The sequence below is a fragment of the Rhizobium jaguaris genome (assembly GCF_003627755.1).
GTDB classification, from domain to species: Bacteria; Pseudomonadota; Alphaproteobacteria; order Rhizobiales; family Rhizobiaceae; genus Rhizobium; species Rhizobium jaguaris.
Genome location: NZ_CP032695.1, coordinates 360961 through 375403 on the forward strand (window position 1 = coordinate 360961; position 14443 = coordinate 375403).

General features: G+C 58.7%; 13 protein-coding genes. 4 read left to right on the forward strand and 9 right to left on the reverse strand.

What is annotated here, in order from left to right; genetic code table 11:
- Positions 1-46 precede the first annotated feature (46 nt).
- The 3 genes from tssH to CCGE525_RS23810 all read left to right on the forward strand — a co-directional run bounded on the left by tssH (position 47) and on the right by CCGE525_RS23810 (position 6006).
- On the forward strand, positions 47-2737 hold the full coding sequence (gene tssH, locus CCGE525_RS23800) for a type VI secretion system ATPase TssH (RefSeq protein WP_245472351.1): 2691 nt from the start codon (positions 47-49) through the stop codon (positions 2735-2737).
- Between the two features lie 81 nt (positions 2738-2818).
- On the forward strand, positions 2819-4477 hold the full coding sequence (locus CCGE525_RS23805; protein WP_162950284.1) for a sigma-54-dependent Fis family transcriptional regulator: 1659 nt from the start codon (positions 2819-2821) through the stop codon (positions 4475-4477).
- Between the two features lie 68 nt (positions 4478-4545).
- Complete coding sequence (locus CCGE525_RS23810) at positions 4546-6006, forward strand: serine/threonine-protein kinase (protein WP_120706830.1); 1461 nt, start codon at positions 4546-4548, stop codon at positions 6004-6006.
- A 104-nt stretch (positions 6007-6110) separates the two neighbouring features.
- Here the strand turns inward: CCGE525_RS23810 and CCGE525_RS23815 are convergent, their stop codons facing one another.
- Genes CCGE525_RS23815 through CCGE525_RS23845 form a run of 7 tightly spaced genes read right to left on the reverse strand, consistent with a single transcriptional unit; the run spans position 6111 to position 12375 of the window.
- On the reverse strand, positions 6111-6887 hold the full coding sequence (locus CCGE525_RS23815) for a MinD/ParA family ATP-binding protein (RefSeq protein WP_120706831.1): 777 nt from the start codon (positions 6885-6887) through the stop codon (positions 6111-6113).
- Positions 6884-7321 carry a hypothetical protein gene (locus tag CCGE525_RS23820; protein ID WP_120706832.1) on the reverse strand — a complete coding sequence of 146 codons (438 nt, stop codon included), beginning with the start codon at positions 7319-7321 and terminating at the stop codon, positions 6884-6886. The genes CCGE525_RS23815 and CCGE525_RS23820 overlap by 4 nt, the downstream gene beginning before the upstream one ends.
- 54 nt (positions 7322-7375) lie before the next feature.
- Positions 7376-7714: a slr1659 superfamily regulator gene (locus CCGE525_RS23825; protein ID WP_120706833.1), complete on the reverse strand. Its 339-nt coding sequence runs from the start codon at positions 7712-7714 to the stop codon at positions 7376-7378.
- 32 nt (positions 7715-7746) lie between these two features.
- Positions 7747-8295 (reverse strand): slr1658 superfamily regulator, encoded by a 549-nt coding sequence (locus tag CCGE525_RS23830; RefSeq protein ID WP_120706834.1) that lies wholly within the window; start codon positions 8293-8295, stop codon positions 7747-7749.
- A gap of 2 nt (positions 8296-8297) precedes the next feature.
- Complete coding sequence (locus CCGE525_RS23835; protein WP_245472274.1) at positions 8298-10676, reverse strand: SpoIIE family protein phosphatase; 2379 nt, start codon at positions 10674-10676, stop codon at positions 8298-8300.
- On the reverse strand, positions 10673-11851 hold the full coding sequence (locus CCGE525_RS23840; protein WP_414130399.1) for a methyltransferase domain-containing protein: 1179 nt from the start codon (positions 11849-11851) through the stop codon (positions 10673-10675). The genes CCGE525_RS23835 and CCGE525_RS23840 overlap by 4 nt, the downstream gene beginning before the upstream one ends.
- Complete coding sequence (locus CCGE525_RS23845; RefSeq protein WP_120706837.1) at positions 11848-12375, reverse strand: ubiquinone biosynthesis methyltransferase UbiE; 528 nt, start codon at positions 12373-12375, stop codon at positions 11848-11850. Before CCGE525_RS23845 ends, CCGE525_RS23840 begins: the two co-directional genes overlap by 4 nt.
- 206 nt (positions 12376-12581) lie before the next feature.
- Here CCGE525_RS23845 and CCGE525_RS23850 point away from each other — a divergent pair, with 206 nt between their 5' ends.
- On the forward strand, positions 12582-13529 hold the full coding sequence (locus CCGE525_RS23850) for a PP2C family protein-serine/threonine phosphatase (protein ID WP_120706838.1): 948 nt from the start codon (positions 12582-12584) through the stop codon (positions 13527-13529).
- 72 nt (positions 13530-13601) lie between these two features.
- Here CCGE525_RS23850 and CCGE525_RS23855 read toward each other — a convergent pair whose 3' ends face one another.
- A complete protein-coding gene (locus CCGE525_RS23855) occupies positions 13602-14021 on the reverse strand; it encodes an ATP-binding protein (protein ID WP_120706839.1) in 420 nt (139 codons plus the stop codon).
- A gap of 34 nt (positions 14022-14055) precedes the next feature.
- Positions 14056-14424 (reverse strand): STAS domain-containing protein, encoded by a 369-nt coding sequence (locus tag CCGE525_RS23860; protein WP_120706840.1) that lies wholly within the window; start codon positions 14422-14424, stop codon positions 14056-14058.
- Positions 14425-14443 lie beyond the last annotated feature (19 nt).

Genomic DNA, 14443 nt, shown 5'->3' on the forward strand with positions numbered 1-14443 from the left:
TGAGACTTTTCAGGCGTCGTTTTTTCTGCGACGCGAACAAGGATATATTTCGGTGGTTGACTTGGACCTTCGTCGCCTGATCGGGCGCCTTGACACCTATTGCCGCCGTGCTCTGGAATCTGCCGCTGGCCTTGCGGTTTCCCGTGGCCACTATGAAGTCTCGATCGAGCACCTTCTGCTCGTCTTCATCGAGGACACGCAGCATGATGTGCAATCCATCTGCCGCTATTTCGAAGTCGATCCGGCAAATCTGAAGCGCAAGCTGCAGGGAGTTCTGGAAACGATCCGCAGCGGCAACCAGGGCCGCCCGGTCTTTTCGCCGCTTCTGGTTGAATGGCTGACCGACGCGTGGCTGGTAAGTTCCGTCGAGCTGGGGCTTGATCAGGTCCGTTCCGGCAGTCTCTTTGCGACTGTCTTTGCCCGTCCCAATCGCTTTGGCGACGATCGGTGGCTGTCCGTTCTCGGTTCCATTTCGTTCGAACGTCTGAAGAAGGAATTTGCTGCCGCCGTCGACGGCTCGCAGGAGAGTGAGGCTGCTGCCGCAAGCCGCGGCGAAGCCGCCGCTGCCAGCAGCGCTGCGGCGGGAACCGATCCCGGCAGTGCGCTCGGCAAATTCTGCACCAATTTCACCAGCCAGGCGCGCGCTGGCAAGATCGATGCGGTCTTCTGCCGCGATCTCGAAATCCAGCAGATGATCGACATCCTCGGCCGCCGCCGCAAGAACAATCCGATTTGCGTCGGCGATCCGGGCGTCGGCAAGACGGCCGTCGTTGAGGGCCTAGCCTTGAAGATTTCTGAGGGCGATGTCCCGGATTTCCTCAGGGATGTCGAACTCATCGGCCTCGATCTCGGCATGCTGCAGGCCGGAGCCGGTGTGAAAGGTGAATTCGAAAGCCGCCTCAAGGCGATCATCGACGAGGTCAAGGCCTCGCCGAAGCCGATCATTCTGTTTATCGATGAAGCCCACATGCTGATCGGCGCCGGCGGCGCGGCCGGGGGCGCCGATGCTGCAAACCTCCTAAAGCCCGCGCTTGCCCGTGGCGAGCTGCGCACCATCGCCGCCACGACCTGGAGCGAATACAAGAAGTATTTCGAAAAGGACCCGGCTCTTGCCCGCCGCTTCCAGCTCGTCAAGCTCGATGAGCCGAGCCCGGAACAGGCGGTCACCATCATGCGCGGCCTACGCGGGGCATATGAGAAGGCGCACGGCATCTATATTCGCGACGGCGCCGTCGAAGCTGCGGCCAAGCTCTCCGCTCGCTACATCTCTGGCCGGCAATTGCCCGACAAGGCGGTTGACGTTCTGGATACCGCCTGTGCCCGGGTCAAATTGTCACTTTCCTCGACGCCTTCCGTCATCGAGCTCAAGCAGAAGCGCATCGCCGAGCAGAAACGTGCGCTCGAAGCGCTGCTGCGCGATCATCACTCCAATCTCGGCGATACCGATCCGCGCATTGCCGAAATCGAGGCTGATATCGCAACCCTCGAAACTGAGGCTGCCGAGCTGATTGCCAAGCGCAACGCGGAAATCGAGCTCGTGCATCGCATCCTCGAAATCCGCAGTCAGCTCGGCCTGTCGCTGGAAGGCGATAAGGCGGTGAAGCCGGCCGAGGACGGCGGCGAAACCACAGACGCCGCCGTTGATGCGGATGCATTGAAGAACGAATTCCAGGAGGCTTCCGCCAAGCTCAAGCAGCTGCAGCGCGGCAATCCGCTGGTCTCCTTCGAAGTGACAGCCGAAGCCGTCGGTCAGGTGATCGCCGACTGGACCGGTATCCCGCTAGGCAACATGGTTCGCGACGAGGCCAAGTCGATTCTGACGCTTGCTGAAAATCTCGGCCAGCGCGTGATCGGTCAGGATCAGGCAATCGAGGCGATCGACCATGGTGTGCGCGTCGCCAAGGCCGGCGTGCAGAATCCGGATGCGCCGATGGGCGTCTTCCTTTTCGTTGGCCCGTCCGGCGTCGGCAAGACCGAGCTTGCGACCGCGATAGCCGATCAGCTTTTCGGCGGCGAGCGCTTCCTGATCTCGATCAACATGTCGGAATTCCAGGAAAAGCACACGGTTTCCAAGCTCGTCGGCTCACCTCCCGGCTATGTCGGTTATGGCGAAGGCGGCGTGCTGACGGAAGCGGTGCGCCAGCGTCCTTACTCGGTCGTGCTGCTCGACGAGGTCGAGAAGGCCGATCTTGAGGTGATGAACCTTTTCTACCAGGTCTTCGACAAGGGCATGTTGTCCGACGGCGAAGGTCGCCTGGTCGATTTCAAGAACACCATCATTGTGCTGACGAGCAATCTCGCAACCGACATCCTCACCGAACTCGGCACGCGCGGCGTAAAGCCGAGCGTCGAGGAACTGGTTGAAGCGATCCGTCCGACGCTCAGCGCCCATTTCAAACCGGCCTTGCTCGCCCGCATGCAGATCGTGCCCTTCTACCCGTTGATTGGCGAACCGCTCGAAAAGATCGTCAGGCTGAAGCTCAACAAGGTCGGCAAGCGTTTGCGCGAAAACCAGAAGATGGCGTTCTCCTATTCCGACGAAGTCGTCAACGCCATCGCTGCCCGCTGCACGGAAGTCGAAACCGGCGCTCGCAATATCGATCACATCATCAATCGCACGCTCCTGCCGCAGCTCGCAACCGAGCTGCTCAGCAATCTTGGCGAAGAGGGCAAGAACCATGACAAGGTGAGCGTCGAACTCGCCGAAACGGGAGGCTTCGCTTACCTCCTGTCTTAGTTGCCGGTGCAGGAGCGGCGAGGGGCTGCGATGGCGCTGGATCAACGCTTGCCGAGAGAGGAAAGGTCCAAGGTCGTGAAGATGAGCAATCGCACGATCTATGAAGACCTTATGGATCTGACGATTGCGCTCTCGAGCGAGCGGCGTATCGAGACCTTGATGGCACGTGTTGTCGAGGCAGCCATGCGGCTGTCGAATGCCGAAGGTGCGGCGATCTTCACGCTGGATCGGCTCGCTCGGCACCTGCACCGCGTTTCTTTCAATTATCGTGGCCTCACCGAGGGATCGCAGTCGGAAGCGCGCATCGCGATCTATGGGAAATCACTCCAGCTCAATCTGCAGGAACCCGCTGCCTTCGCCGTTTCGACGGCGACGGCCGTCAATCTCGCCGATATCAACAGTGCCGCCGGCTATGATTTCTCGAACATCCGGCAGATGGACAAGGCGATCGGCTTCCAGACATCCTCCCTCGTCATCGCGCCGCTCATTCATGGCGACCAGACGATCGGCATTCTGCAGCTCGTCAATGTCCGCGATAAGGTGACGGGAACCGTCGGCGCGCTTCCGGATTTCCTGCTGCGGCCGTTGCAGAGCTTTGCCGCTCATGCCGCAGTCGCCATCTGGAACACCCGCTTGCTAGAGGAAAACCAGCGTCTGATCCGACAGCTCGGCCGGCAGAATGAGGAATTGCTCCAGGAAAATAGCCGCCTGCTCAACAAGGTGGCGCGCAAGGTCGTCAAGCCCAAGGGCATTGTCGGCGACAGTCCGCCGATCGAGCGCGCCTATGGCTTGATTGCGCGCGCCGCTTGCTCCGCCGTGCCCATTCTGCTGCGCGGCGAGACGGGCACCGGCAAAGAGATGATGGCGAATTTCATCCATTCCTCGAGCGAGCGCAGCGGCAAGCCCTTCGTGGCGCAGAATTGCGCTGCTTTGCCGGAGAGCCTGTTGGAAAGCGAGCTGTTCGGTTACGTCAAGGGCGCCTTCACCGGCGCTGTTGCCAATAAGTCCGGTCTTGCCCATGAGGCGCACCAGGGAACGCTGTTTCTCGACGAGATCGGCGACATGCCGCTCAGCCTGCAGGCCAAGGTTTTGCGCCTGCTGCAGGAGGGCGAGGTGCGGCGCGTCGGTTCGACGAAGGCCGAATATGTTGATGTCCGCATCGTCGCCGCCACCAACGCCAATCTCGAGGAGAAGATCGAGCGTGGCGAGTTCCGCAAGGATCTCTTCTATCGCCTCAATGTGTTTCCGATCGTCGTTCCGCCGCTGCGCGAACGACCGTCTGACATCCCGAAGCTGGTCAATCATTTCCTGGCGATCGCCGCCGGCAATATCGGACGTCAGGCGCCGCAGCTCTCGGCCGAGGCGTTGGATTCTCTGATGTGCTGGAGCTATCCCGGTAATGTGCGCGAGCTGCGCAATATCCTGGAGCGGGCCGTGCTGCTCGTCGATGACGGCCAGCAGATCGGTCGCAGCCATCTTCCGGCCGAGTTGACCGGCATGTCTGGAAAGCCGGCAGTGGAAATGTCGAGCACGATTCCCGACGGTGACCTGAAATCGATCGTCGGCCAATACGAGGCTCTCGTTATCGAAGCGAAATTGCGGGAAGTGAACTGGAATCAAAGCCGCGCCGCGCGCAATCTCAATGTCAGCCGACGCACGATAGTCGAGAAGCTCCAACGCTATGACATTCGTCGCCCAGGCTCCGTATCACGCATCGACCTCGAGAGTATTGAAAGCTGAAATTCTTGCTGGGCAAAAGAGGTGATCGCAGCGAACCTCCCGCCGAAGATGCGGATGGGGCGATCAGGATGTTCATCACCGGGAAGCTGACCTATGACGGCCTCGTCGGCCGTCTGGCCGCTGAAATCGGCGGTGGCGAGGCGGGCGCGGCAAGGGTGCAGGACGCGATCTCCAATGCGGCGACGGTAGGCACGCTTCCTCTCGACATTGCCGATATTCTCCTGAAACTTTTGCCGGCAGCGGCTGCAGAGCAGCGGAAAGATCCGGAAGAGGGCAAGGACGCGACTGCAGCGCCTGTCGCAAATGAGGATTTGTTCGACGAGCCAACGGTGCCGCTGCTCCGGCAGGCTGAATCGCCGGCAAAACCGACGGCAAACCCGCTGAGGCAACCTTCGGAAAAAATTCCCCCGCTGCCGCCGTCTTACACGAGCCTGGCCGGTGATGGGGCAGCGCCACCGCAATATAGCGATGTGCAAAGCAAGGTCGACGATGTCGTCCTGTCCGCCCTGGTCAAGGACTATCGCGGCCTTCGTCAGGACTGGCAGTCGGCCGATGCTGCCTCCAGGGCCACCGGCCGACCGGACGCCCTGGACGGGCTTCTCGTCAACTACAAAAGCGCCAGGTTCCGCTCCGATGCGCGCCGCGCCGTCAGCGGCAATGCACGGGACGGTCTCGAACTCGGCAAGATCGATGGTTTCAACGGACAGCGCGCCGGCGTCGGCGCCATCCTGCGCGACCGCTTCATCCTTGATGCGGAAATCGGTCGGGGCGGCATGGGTATCGTCTATTCGGCGGTCGACCGGCGGCGTCTAGAGGCCGGAGCCGGTGCTCCCTACGTGGCGCTCAAGCTTCTCAATGACGAGTTCCGCAACAATTCCGATAGTCTGCGGGTGCTCGAGGCCGAGGCCCGCAAGGCGCAAAGCCTTGCCCATCCGAACATCGCCACAGTCTATGATTTCGACCGTGATCGGTCGGAAATATTCATCGTCATGGAATTGCTGACCGGCAGGCCGCTGAACCGAGTTCTGGCAACCGCGGCTGGAGAGCCGATGCCGGGCGGCAAGATTGTTTCGATTTTGAAAGGCATCTGCGCCGGGCTTGCCTACGCGCATCAGAACGGCGTCGTGCATTCCGATCTGAAACCGGGAAATATCTTCGTCGGCGATGACAATAGCGTGAAACTGCTCGATTTCGGTCTTGCGACCGCCGGTTCATCGGACGGTTTCGATGTCCAGTCGCTGAACGCGCTGACGACATCCTATGCCAGCCCTGAAATGTTCGACGGCGCGATCCGCGATCCGCGCGACGATATTTTCGCGCTTGGCTGCATTGCCTATCAACTGCTGACGGGCGTTCATCCTTTCCTCATGCAACCGTCCAATCAGGTGGCAGCCCAAAAGATCGAACCGGAGGCGATTACCGATCTCGATCCCGCCGCCTGGGCGGTGATCGCCGGGGCTCTTCGCTTCGAGAGGGAAGAGCGCATCGGTTCGGTCGACGAATTCGTTCACGGCCTCTTCGAGACCTGACCGCTGTGTCAGAGCGGTTCAGTTTTTCACGGGATCTCAGAACCGCTCTATCCCTTTGTTTTTACGCATTCCGGACGGAAAACCGCACTTTTCCTGGAATTGCTTCAGCCCTCGACGAGATCGAGGATCGCTTCCACACCCGCCGAAAAGGCATGGTCAGGAGACAGCGTTCTGACGAGACCAGTGCTGCCGATGCGCACCAGGTCAGTCGACAGCGGCAGCACGGCCGCAACCGGCGTGCGGTAGCTCGAGAAGATGCGTTGCGACAAGTCCTGGAAATCGAAGCTTTCCAGCGCCTTGTTGACCACGAGAAGCAGCTGCGGCACCTCCAATTTGCGTGCGAGTTCCAAAGTTACGGCCGTTCCCTGATAGTCCTGGATATCCGGACGCAGCAGTAGCATCAGCGTGTCCGAAATTGCGATCGACAGCAGCGTTTCCTCGTTGACTCCGGGGTGCGTGTCGATCAGCAAATAGTCGAGTTTCAGCTCGACGCAGAGGTTCTGAAAGCCGGTGTTCAGGTCCTCGACATCGTATTTTTCTTTCAGGATGCGTGCGATTTCGCCGGTCTTGATGCTCGACGGAACGAGGAAAGCACGCCCGCCGTCAGGCACCACGACCATGCCGTTTTCATCGACGATTCCTGAGGTCACGTCGAGCGCAGTCTCTGTCACGCCGCAGCGGCCCCAGAGATAGTCATTGAGCGTGAATCGGAGGTTGTGCGGATCGACCTTGAAAAGCGTATGGATGCCCGGAGACTGGATGTCGGTGTCGATGACGCCGACGCGATAGCCGCGCAGAGCAAGGCCCGCGGCGAGATTGGCGGTGAGGTTCGATTTGCCGGTGCCGCCGCGATAGGAGTGGGTCGAGATGATCTTGGTCACGGGACCTCGCCGTCGGCCTGGTGTTTGAATTTCGACCGCAGCGATTTCGCCCGTTGCTGCAGCTCGCGGAAATATTCGGTCTCGACGATTTCCTTGATTTCGAGATCGGCCTGCGTCTCATCGAAATGGACATCGAGCTTTTTCAAGCGCTGCTTGAGATTGGTATTTTCACGCTGCAGCTGCTGCTGTGCCGCCTCGAGCTGACGCTGCGTTTCCTTGAGATCCGCGATTAACTGACTGGCATGAAACTCGCGCGCCTCGACCTGCACCATCATGCTGACAAACGTCTCCGCGAGGTTGCGGATATCTTCGGAAACTGTCTCGTCGGCGACGATGTTGAAGAGCAGATCCGCATCGTCGAAGCTGGCATGCGCAATCGCCTCGCATACCGCTGCGAGGCTCTTCAGCGCACTTTGTCCATCCGGCTCCGCCACGTCTTTCTCCCAGCGACTGCTGCTTCAGGTCTTGGCGGCGCCAGACTGTTTAGTTTAGTTGATCGTCAGTTCGACGGCCGGATAAAGCTTCTTCAGGTTTGGCAGGGACTTCGATTGCCACGGAATCCGAGTCGATCCCCTGACCGCCATGCCGACATCAGGCCGATTGCGAACCTCGATGGTAAATTTCGCCAGAAGATTGATGCCGGAACTATTGAGGAATTCGAGCTCCGTCACGTCGAGAACGATCGTTTCCGGCTTCGATTTCAACACATCGTCCATCAGCTCGAGAATGGGCGCATAGGCCTCCGTCCCGGAAAGACGCATCGTTCCCTCATAGTGGATCGTCGCTTCTTCCCGCCACACGCGATATTCTTTGGTTTTAATTTCCATTTTCGATAACCGTTTCTCAGTTTATCAGCGTCTCATGAGAGGGAAAGCGCGGCATAGGTTTGCAGCTCTACTGGCCCGGCTCTCTCGTCATGTATGAATTTCCACCCCAGACGCGCACCGTAATCACTCATCAATGTCAGCAGGCCAAGGCCGGATCCGCTCGATGAAGGATCGGCTGCATTCTGTTCGATCCGCTCTATCAGAAGTTCCCCTGCGTCGCGAGCCGTGATTTCCGACAATAGTCTCTGGAAACGCAGGGCGGTCTCTTCCGCGATCAGGTTGAAGACGCGCAGTTCGAAATTGCCGTCCTCGAAAGAGGCCTCGATCTCGATATCGCCGGGTGCGCGGAATTTCACGGCATTCTCGAGAAGTTCATTGACGAGATAGCCGATCGCATGACGAATCTCGTTAAGTTCCGGATCACCGACCTTCGCCTGGACGGCAAAGAAATCGCCGAGAAAATCGGCGGTCGTGCTGCAATGGTGCCAGCTGATATCAAGCGAGCCTTCCGAAAGGCGGAGCTTACCGAGATCGGCCGCTGCTCCGTTCGAAGAATCGGTGTGTCCGAATTGCTGGATCATGCCTAGCGATGCCTCATAACTACGAGCGTGATGTCATCGTGAATTTTCTGTGTGCCGATATGCGCCATCAGATCCGCGATGATGCCGCGAACGATCTCGTCTGCACCGCCCGAGCGGTAGTCGTGCGCACTGGCGCAAAGCCGGTCGAACCCGAAAAGCTCGCCGCTGGGGCTTTCTGCCTCCGTCACGCCGTCCGTATGCAATATGATAATGTCGCCGCTTGCGAAGGGCAGGTTGCGGGTGGCGACGAAGGCGGAGATATCGCTCTCCAGGCCGACCGGGAACCCAAGATCGCCGGTATCGATCCGCTCCATCGCACCATCACGGCGAATGACGAGAACGTCCTCATGCTGGCCCGAGAGCGTCACGTTCTGGTCGTGATAGTCAAGGAAGGCGAGCGTCAGGTGCTTGTCGGAGTTCGTCCGTTCGATATTCTTGTAGATGGCGCGGTTCAGAACTTCGAGGAACATCTTCGGATCGTCGCTACCCTTTTCCTGAAGGGCGCGGGCGACCGACTGAACCATGAGCATCAGCACGCCGCTTTCGAGACCATGGCCGGTGACGTCGCCGATACCGACCTTGACGCGGCCGCTTTCGTGCAGCACGTCGTAATAGTCGCCGCCCACTTCGTCAGCCGGCGCCATATAACCAGCAATCTCGATCTGCTGGATATCGTTCAGTTCGTTGGCCTTGGGCAGAACCATCATCTGAATGTGGCGCGCAATGTCGAGTTCCGCACCGAGACGGACATTTTCGCTTCTCAGCCGCTCGTTGAGGGTGGTGATCTCCTCATTGGCATCTTCGAGCTCGCGCGTTCGCTCGTCGACCAGCTTCTCAAGGTTCTCGGTATGGAAGCTGATCTCCTCGGCCATGCGGTTGAAGGCATGTCCGACCTCTGCGATTTCATCACGGGTCTGCACCTTGACGCGTACACTATAATCCTTGTTCTGCAGCCGTCTCGCGGCATCGGTCAGGGCACTAAGACCGGCAGTGATACGGCCGGAAATGGCAAAGACGGCCAGCAGCACGATGATCAGACTGACCAGAACCGCCAGCAGCTGATAATCGACGATACGGGAGGTCGCTTTCGATATGTTGTCCTGAGCGGCGATCAGCGCGTGATAGATTTCGCGCTCGGATACCACGAAGCCGAGCGACATAGTTTCTTGAACGATACTCTTGCCGTCCCAAAGATTGGCGGGCCGCAACTGCTTCAACACGACCAGGTAGGGGACATCCTCGCCGTCGCGGTTGAGGAAGATGTGCTTGATCGTCGTGCCCTGATCCTGCGGCAGCTGCAGGGAAGCGATGGCGGGTTGGGAGCTGGTGCGCAGCGAGCGGTTGATGCCGGTGACGCCCTGCCCACCGACATCGCTCGACTTCAGCCCAAGAATCTCCTCGCCGGCCTTGCTGGTGGCGATGACGTTGCCGTTCGACATCGCCAGGAAGCCAAAGCCAGTCCTTGCGATGTTGACGCTCTGTACGACACCGGCAAGTTGGTCGAGCGTGATGTCGGCTGCGGTCATCCCGGCGACGTCGCTGCGATCCTTCGTCCAAAGCGGGTGGAAAAAGCTGACGATCAGCTTGCCGGTGATTGCGTCGATGTATGGCGCGGTCGTGGTGATGTAGGAGGTAACATTGCGCGACGACGGATTCTTGATCCAGTTCTGCCAGCCCTCGTACACTCCGGGAAAGAAGAAATCCCAGAAATTCATATTGTTATGACCGGGATAGAGTTTGTCGAAGGTCTGCGCCTGCTGCGAATAGGGTGTTGTCCGCATGATCGGCCGATCCTTCGGCCCGACGTAATACATCTGCAGCTTCGGCGCCCCGGTCGCAAGCAGGCCAGGTGCGAAGAGATTGAAGGCGGCACTCTGCCGGACGAGCGCATCGACCTCCGGCAGAGGCTTCTTGTCCGGGCCGAGCAGATAGCTCCATACGCTGATAACAGACGCACCGCCGGTATTCTGCGCCCAGTTTCCAGCTGCGTCATAAACGAGATCGTCCCGCAACTGCGAATTGGCCTCGATCGTCGTTCCGAGGCCCTGGCGCAGATCGGGATTGTCGATCAGCCCCTGCATCGAATTCGCAAGGGATTCCACTTCCGAATGCACCTGATCCAGCAGCAGATCGGCGCGCTCGGCCGTCGTATTGATATAGGTCCGCAGATATTCTTCGCTCGCCTCTGTCAGGCCTTCGCCCACCTGCTGCGTGGCATTGTGGGAAAGCCGCTGCACGTTCCAGATGGCAATCCCGCCACCCAGTATCAGATCGAAGAGCACCGCGGCGCCGACGACGAGGATGAACTTTGCGCGAAAACTGCGACGGGAAAAGCGGCCGACGGCCGGTGGTTGCGCGATGGCGTTATCAACCATTGTCATTGTGGCTTGCGCCCCGATGCGACCCAGACCGGCCAGCCGGCATAGCCTTTGGGATGAAGCGCCGCAAAGATGTGATCCTGAAAGCCGCGCCGGAATTTCTCGTTGAATTCGGCGCTGTCACCACGTTGAACCGACATCTGGCCGGCATAGACATCTTCCCACGACTGGATGATGTCGGCGAAATTCTGCGGATCGCCATCGAGATTGGTGACCATGAAGGATTCGATGCGGATGTCCTCGAAGCCGGCTTCCGTCATATAGCGGCGGCTTTTCGGACCGAGCTCGATATCCATGTTGAAATGCGCCCAGAGCTTGGCGACTTCGTTATATGTCCATTGGATGGACTCTGCGCGCGGCTCGCCCAGGCAATGGGAGTTCTTCTCATTGGTGATGTAGACGCGGCCGCCGGGTTTGCAGATGCGATAGAGCTCCCGCAGGATCAGTTCCGGCCGGTCGAAGACCTGCAAGGAATGACGGCAGGTGACGAAATCGAATTGACCTTCGTCGAGCAGCATCTCGGATGCGTCGCCATAGATATATTCGATGCCCTGTATGCCGAAATCGGCAGCGACCTTGCGGGCGTAGGCAAGGCTTGATTTCGAATGGTCGAGCGCGACAAGCCGAGCCGGCTGGAATTCCTTATGCAGCAACACCGCGAAATCACCGATGCCGCAGCAGATATCGGCGATCGTCAGCCCCTCGCGCATGCCATGCTGCGGCAGGATCGCCTTTTCGTGCTGCCAGGTCATTTTCGTCTGCGTCCGCAGGACGGGAATGAACCCGCCCTCTTCCAGGAAGGTCTGTCCCGGATAGAACGCGCTGTCGTATTGCTCGATGACGATATTGGGACTGATTTCGCGGAGCGCGCTGAACTTACGGGTGGACCAGCCCACGACGCTCGAGGTGATGACGGAAATTTTCAGATCCGGCCTTTCCGCGCAGGCCTTCACCAGAAGGTTCGCCAGCACATGGAAGGCAAGATTGTTGAGGCGGACGAGGCGCTTGACGTTGACGTAGACTGTACCCTTGACCTTGGCGATCGAGGTTTCCATCAAGCGAATGCAGGAATCGAGTTCCTCGACATATTGCGGACGCATCGAGCCGATGATCGAGAACTCCTGATTGTTCTCGTCGAAACGGACCTTGTATGTGCTGCTTGCTGCTTCGGACATCAATTTACCGCATCTTCCAGCGCCAGCTCGGCGATCAATTTGATGGTGTCGCTGCCGTCGGTTTCGACGGAAATATCGGCCGAATAATCGACGGCGAGTTCGAACAGGCCGATGCGGGTATCGACCACATCCGATGAAAAGAGCATCTCTCTGTATTTCTCCGTCGCGTCCGGCCCCCTCGCGAGCTCGACGGTGTCGCGATAGAAGCCCGCCTGGCCGCGGCTGCAGGGAAGGATAAGTTCGACGCGATCGACCGCGCCATTTCGACGCACGGAGCAGCTGAATTTTCCCGATCCCTCGTGTGTGCGAAAGATAGTCTCGAGAAGTTCGTTCAGAGCGGAGGAGAAAAGGTTGGAATAGAGCAGCGAGTCGGTGCGGTTGTGGCTGATCATGCGCGCCACATAGGAGGAAAGACGATCGCAATGGCTCCAATTCGAACCGAATACGTCAATCTCCATATCGACTTCGATGAGCGATTGAAATTTGGCGGTGGAAGACGTGTCGTGCGGAAAGGCTGCTATATTCATTATCCAAAACCAGGATTGAAAAATATGCCAGAAAGTCCTGAAAAAGCGGGAGCAAGTATATTAGGAATCTAGTAATTGCCGTGTCGAAGACATACGGCAGATCTTTTCTCTGATGGCTAAACTATAGACGGCGGTTGACAGTATTATGTCACATGGCGTGTTTATTATGACACCTCGAAACCACCTTTTGGCCCGTTCAATCCGCTATGCAAGATAACCAGGCTTCTACCAGCACGATCGATGACGAACGCCCCCTCGCAACCGCCGGCAGCGGGGACGCCATGGCGCGGCTGCTTGCGGAAGTTGAGGCGCTTCGTGCCGAGAATAAGGACCTCAAGTTGCTCTACGAGGCGACGATCGAGCACGGCGAAGCGGTGGAGGATCAGCTTGCCGAGAGCAACATGCTGCTTCAGCGCGTCCAGGCGCGCCTGGAAGAAGAATTGAACGATGCGCTGCGTTATGTCCTGTCGCTGTTGCCACAGCCGCGGCAAAGCGGCCCGCGCGCCGACTGGATGCTCGTTCCTTCGACGGAGCTTGGCGGCGATTCCTTTGGATATCACGATATCGATGCGGATCATTTTGCCATTTATCTGCTCGATGTCTGCGGTCACGGTGTCGGCGCCGCGCTCTTGTCCGCATCCGTCATCAATGTCCTGAGAGCCTCGGCTCTTCCCAATGCCGATTTTCGCGATCCGTCGGCGGTGCTTGCCGGTTTGAACGCGGCCTTTCCGATGGAAAAGCAGAACAATATGTTCTTCACCATCTGGTACGGCGTGTATCAGCGATCGACCGGACAGCTTGTCTTTTCAAGCGGCGGGCATCCGCCTGCGATCCTGCTCCATGAAATGCCGGATGGTTCCGTCAGCACCGATCTCCTAATCGGCAGCGGCGGCATGGCGATCGGCGCGATCGCCGATCTGGACTATGATGCATCGACCGTCCTCGTGCAGCCGGGCGACCGTCTGCTGGTGCTGAGCGACGGGACTTATGAAATCGGGACCGACGGCAGTGAACCTCTAACCTTCCAGGATATTCTCGATTTTACGCGGAAGCCGGGTGGTGATGAGCCGGCGGCCGTTCTCGCCTGGGCGCGTGCGATCAACGGAAGCGAAACGCTTCCCGACGATTTTTCGTTTCTGCGCGTCGAGTTCTAGGGGAATTCCCGGAGAAGCGGCCAGCGATCTTCCCGTCCGAAATTGCAGAAAAATAAAGAAATTGAGCCTTACCTACAAGGGCAGCACCAGTTCGGTGATGTTGGCGGAGCCTTCCCTTCGGCTCTCTACGGACCGTGCGAATTCATGGACGAGGAACAGTCCAAGGCCGCCGATCTCCATGCTTTCAATATCCGCGTCGGAAGACGGTGCTTTCGGCGGCTGCGTTAGGTCGAAGGCTGCCGCGTGGTCTCGTATCGTCAGCCGGACGTCCGCCCCTAGTCGCTCCGCCGTTATGACGATGAGGTCGCCGACGCCGTCCTGGTAGCCGTAACGGACGAGATTGGTGAACAATTCTTCCGTGACCAGGAACAGGCGATTCTTTATATCGTCTGATAGACCGTTGCTGTCGACGAAGGATTCGAGACCACGGTAGATCTCCGTCAGCTGCTCCAACCTATTGTCGACGGATATTTCGCAGATCATGCGTGTCATCGATGTCACGTGTTCCGACGTACCTCTTGCCCGCCTAGTTCGGTTGCTCGTCGCTCACGGCGGCTTCGGAGATGTCCGCAAGGGCTGTAGCTTTGCTGTCCGCAACGGAGATGATCCGCAGGAAGCCGGAGACGCGGAGAACCTCGAGCACCGACGTATTGGGTGAAAACAATATGAATTTTCTGCCATAGGGCGCCATCTGTTTGGCGATAATGAGCAGTGAACGCAGGCCGAAACTGCTGACATAGTCTATTGCCTGCATGTCGACGAGAAGCGGGCCGCTGCCCGTCTCGACATGCGCCCTCAGATGCGTCTCGAAGGATTTGGCCGTCAATGTGTCGAGCTTTCCCGACGCATGGACGATCGTCGCGCCGTTCTCGAAAGAATCCGCCAGCTCAAGCATTCACCAGTGCCTTCCCGTT

Excerpts from the sequence above, each read along its gene's own strand:
- CCGE525_RS23805 (WP_162950284.1), top strand. The coding sequence starts at position 2,819 with ATGAGCAATCGCACGATCTATGAAGACCTTATGGATCTGACGATTGCG.
- CCGE525_RS23810 (WP_120706830.1), top strand. The coding sequence starts at position 4,546 with ATGTTCATCACCGGGAAGCTGACCTATGACGGCCTCGTCGGCCGTCTG.
- CCGE525_RS23825 (WP_120706833.1), bottom strand. The coding sequence starts at position 7,714 with ATGGAAATTAAAACCAAAGAATATCGCGTGTGGCGGGAAGAAGCGACG.
- CCGE525_RS23830 (WP_120706834.1), bottom strand. The coding sequence starts at position 8,295 with ATGATCCAGCAATTCGGACACACCGATTCTTCGAACGGAGCAGCGGCC.
- CCGE525_RS23835 (WP_245472274.1), bottom strand. The coding sequence starts at position 10,676 with ATGACAATGGTTGATAACGCCATCGCGCAACCACCGGCCGTCGGCCGC.
- CCGE525_RS23845 (WP_120706837.1), bottom strand. The coding sequence starts at position 12,375 with ATGAATATAGCAGCCTTTCCGCACGACACGTCTTCCACCGCCAAATTT.
- CCGE525_RS23850 (WP_120706838.1), top strand. The coding sequence starts at position 12,582 with ATGCAAGATAACCAGGCTTCTACCAGCACGATCGATGACGAACGCCCC.
- CCGE525_RS23855 (WP_120706839.1), bottom strand. The coding sequence starts at position 14,021 with ATGACACGCATGATCTGCGAAATATCCGTCGACAATAGGTTGGAGCAG.
- CCGE525_RS23860 (WP_120706840.1), bottom strand. The coding sequence starts at position 14,424 with ATGCTTGAGCTGGCGGATTCTTTCGAGAACGGCGCGACGATCGTCCAT.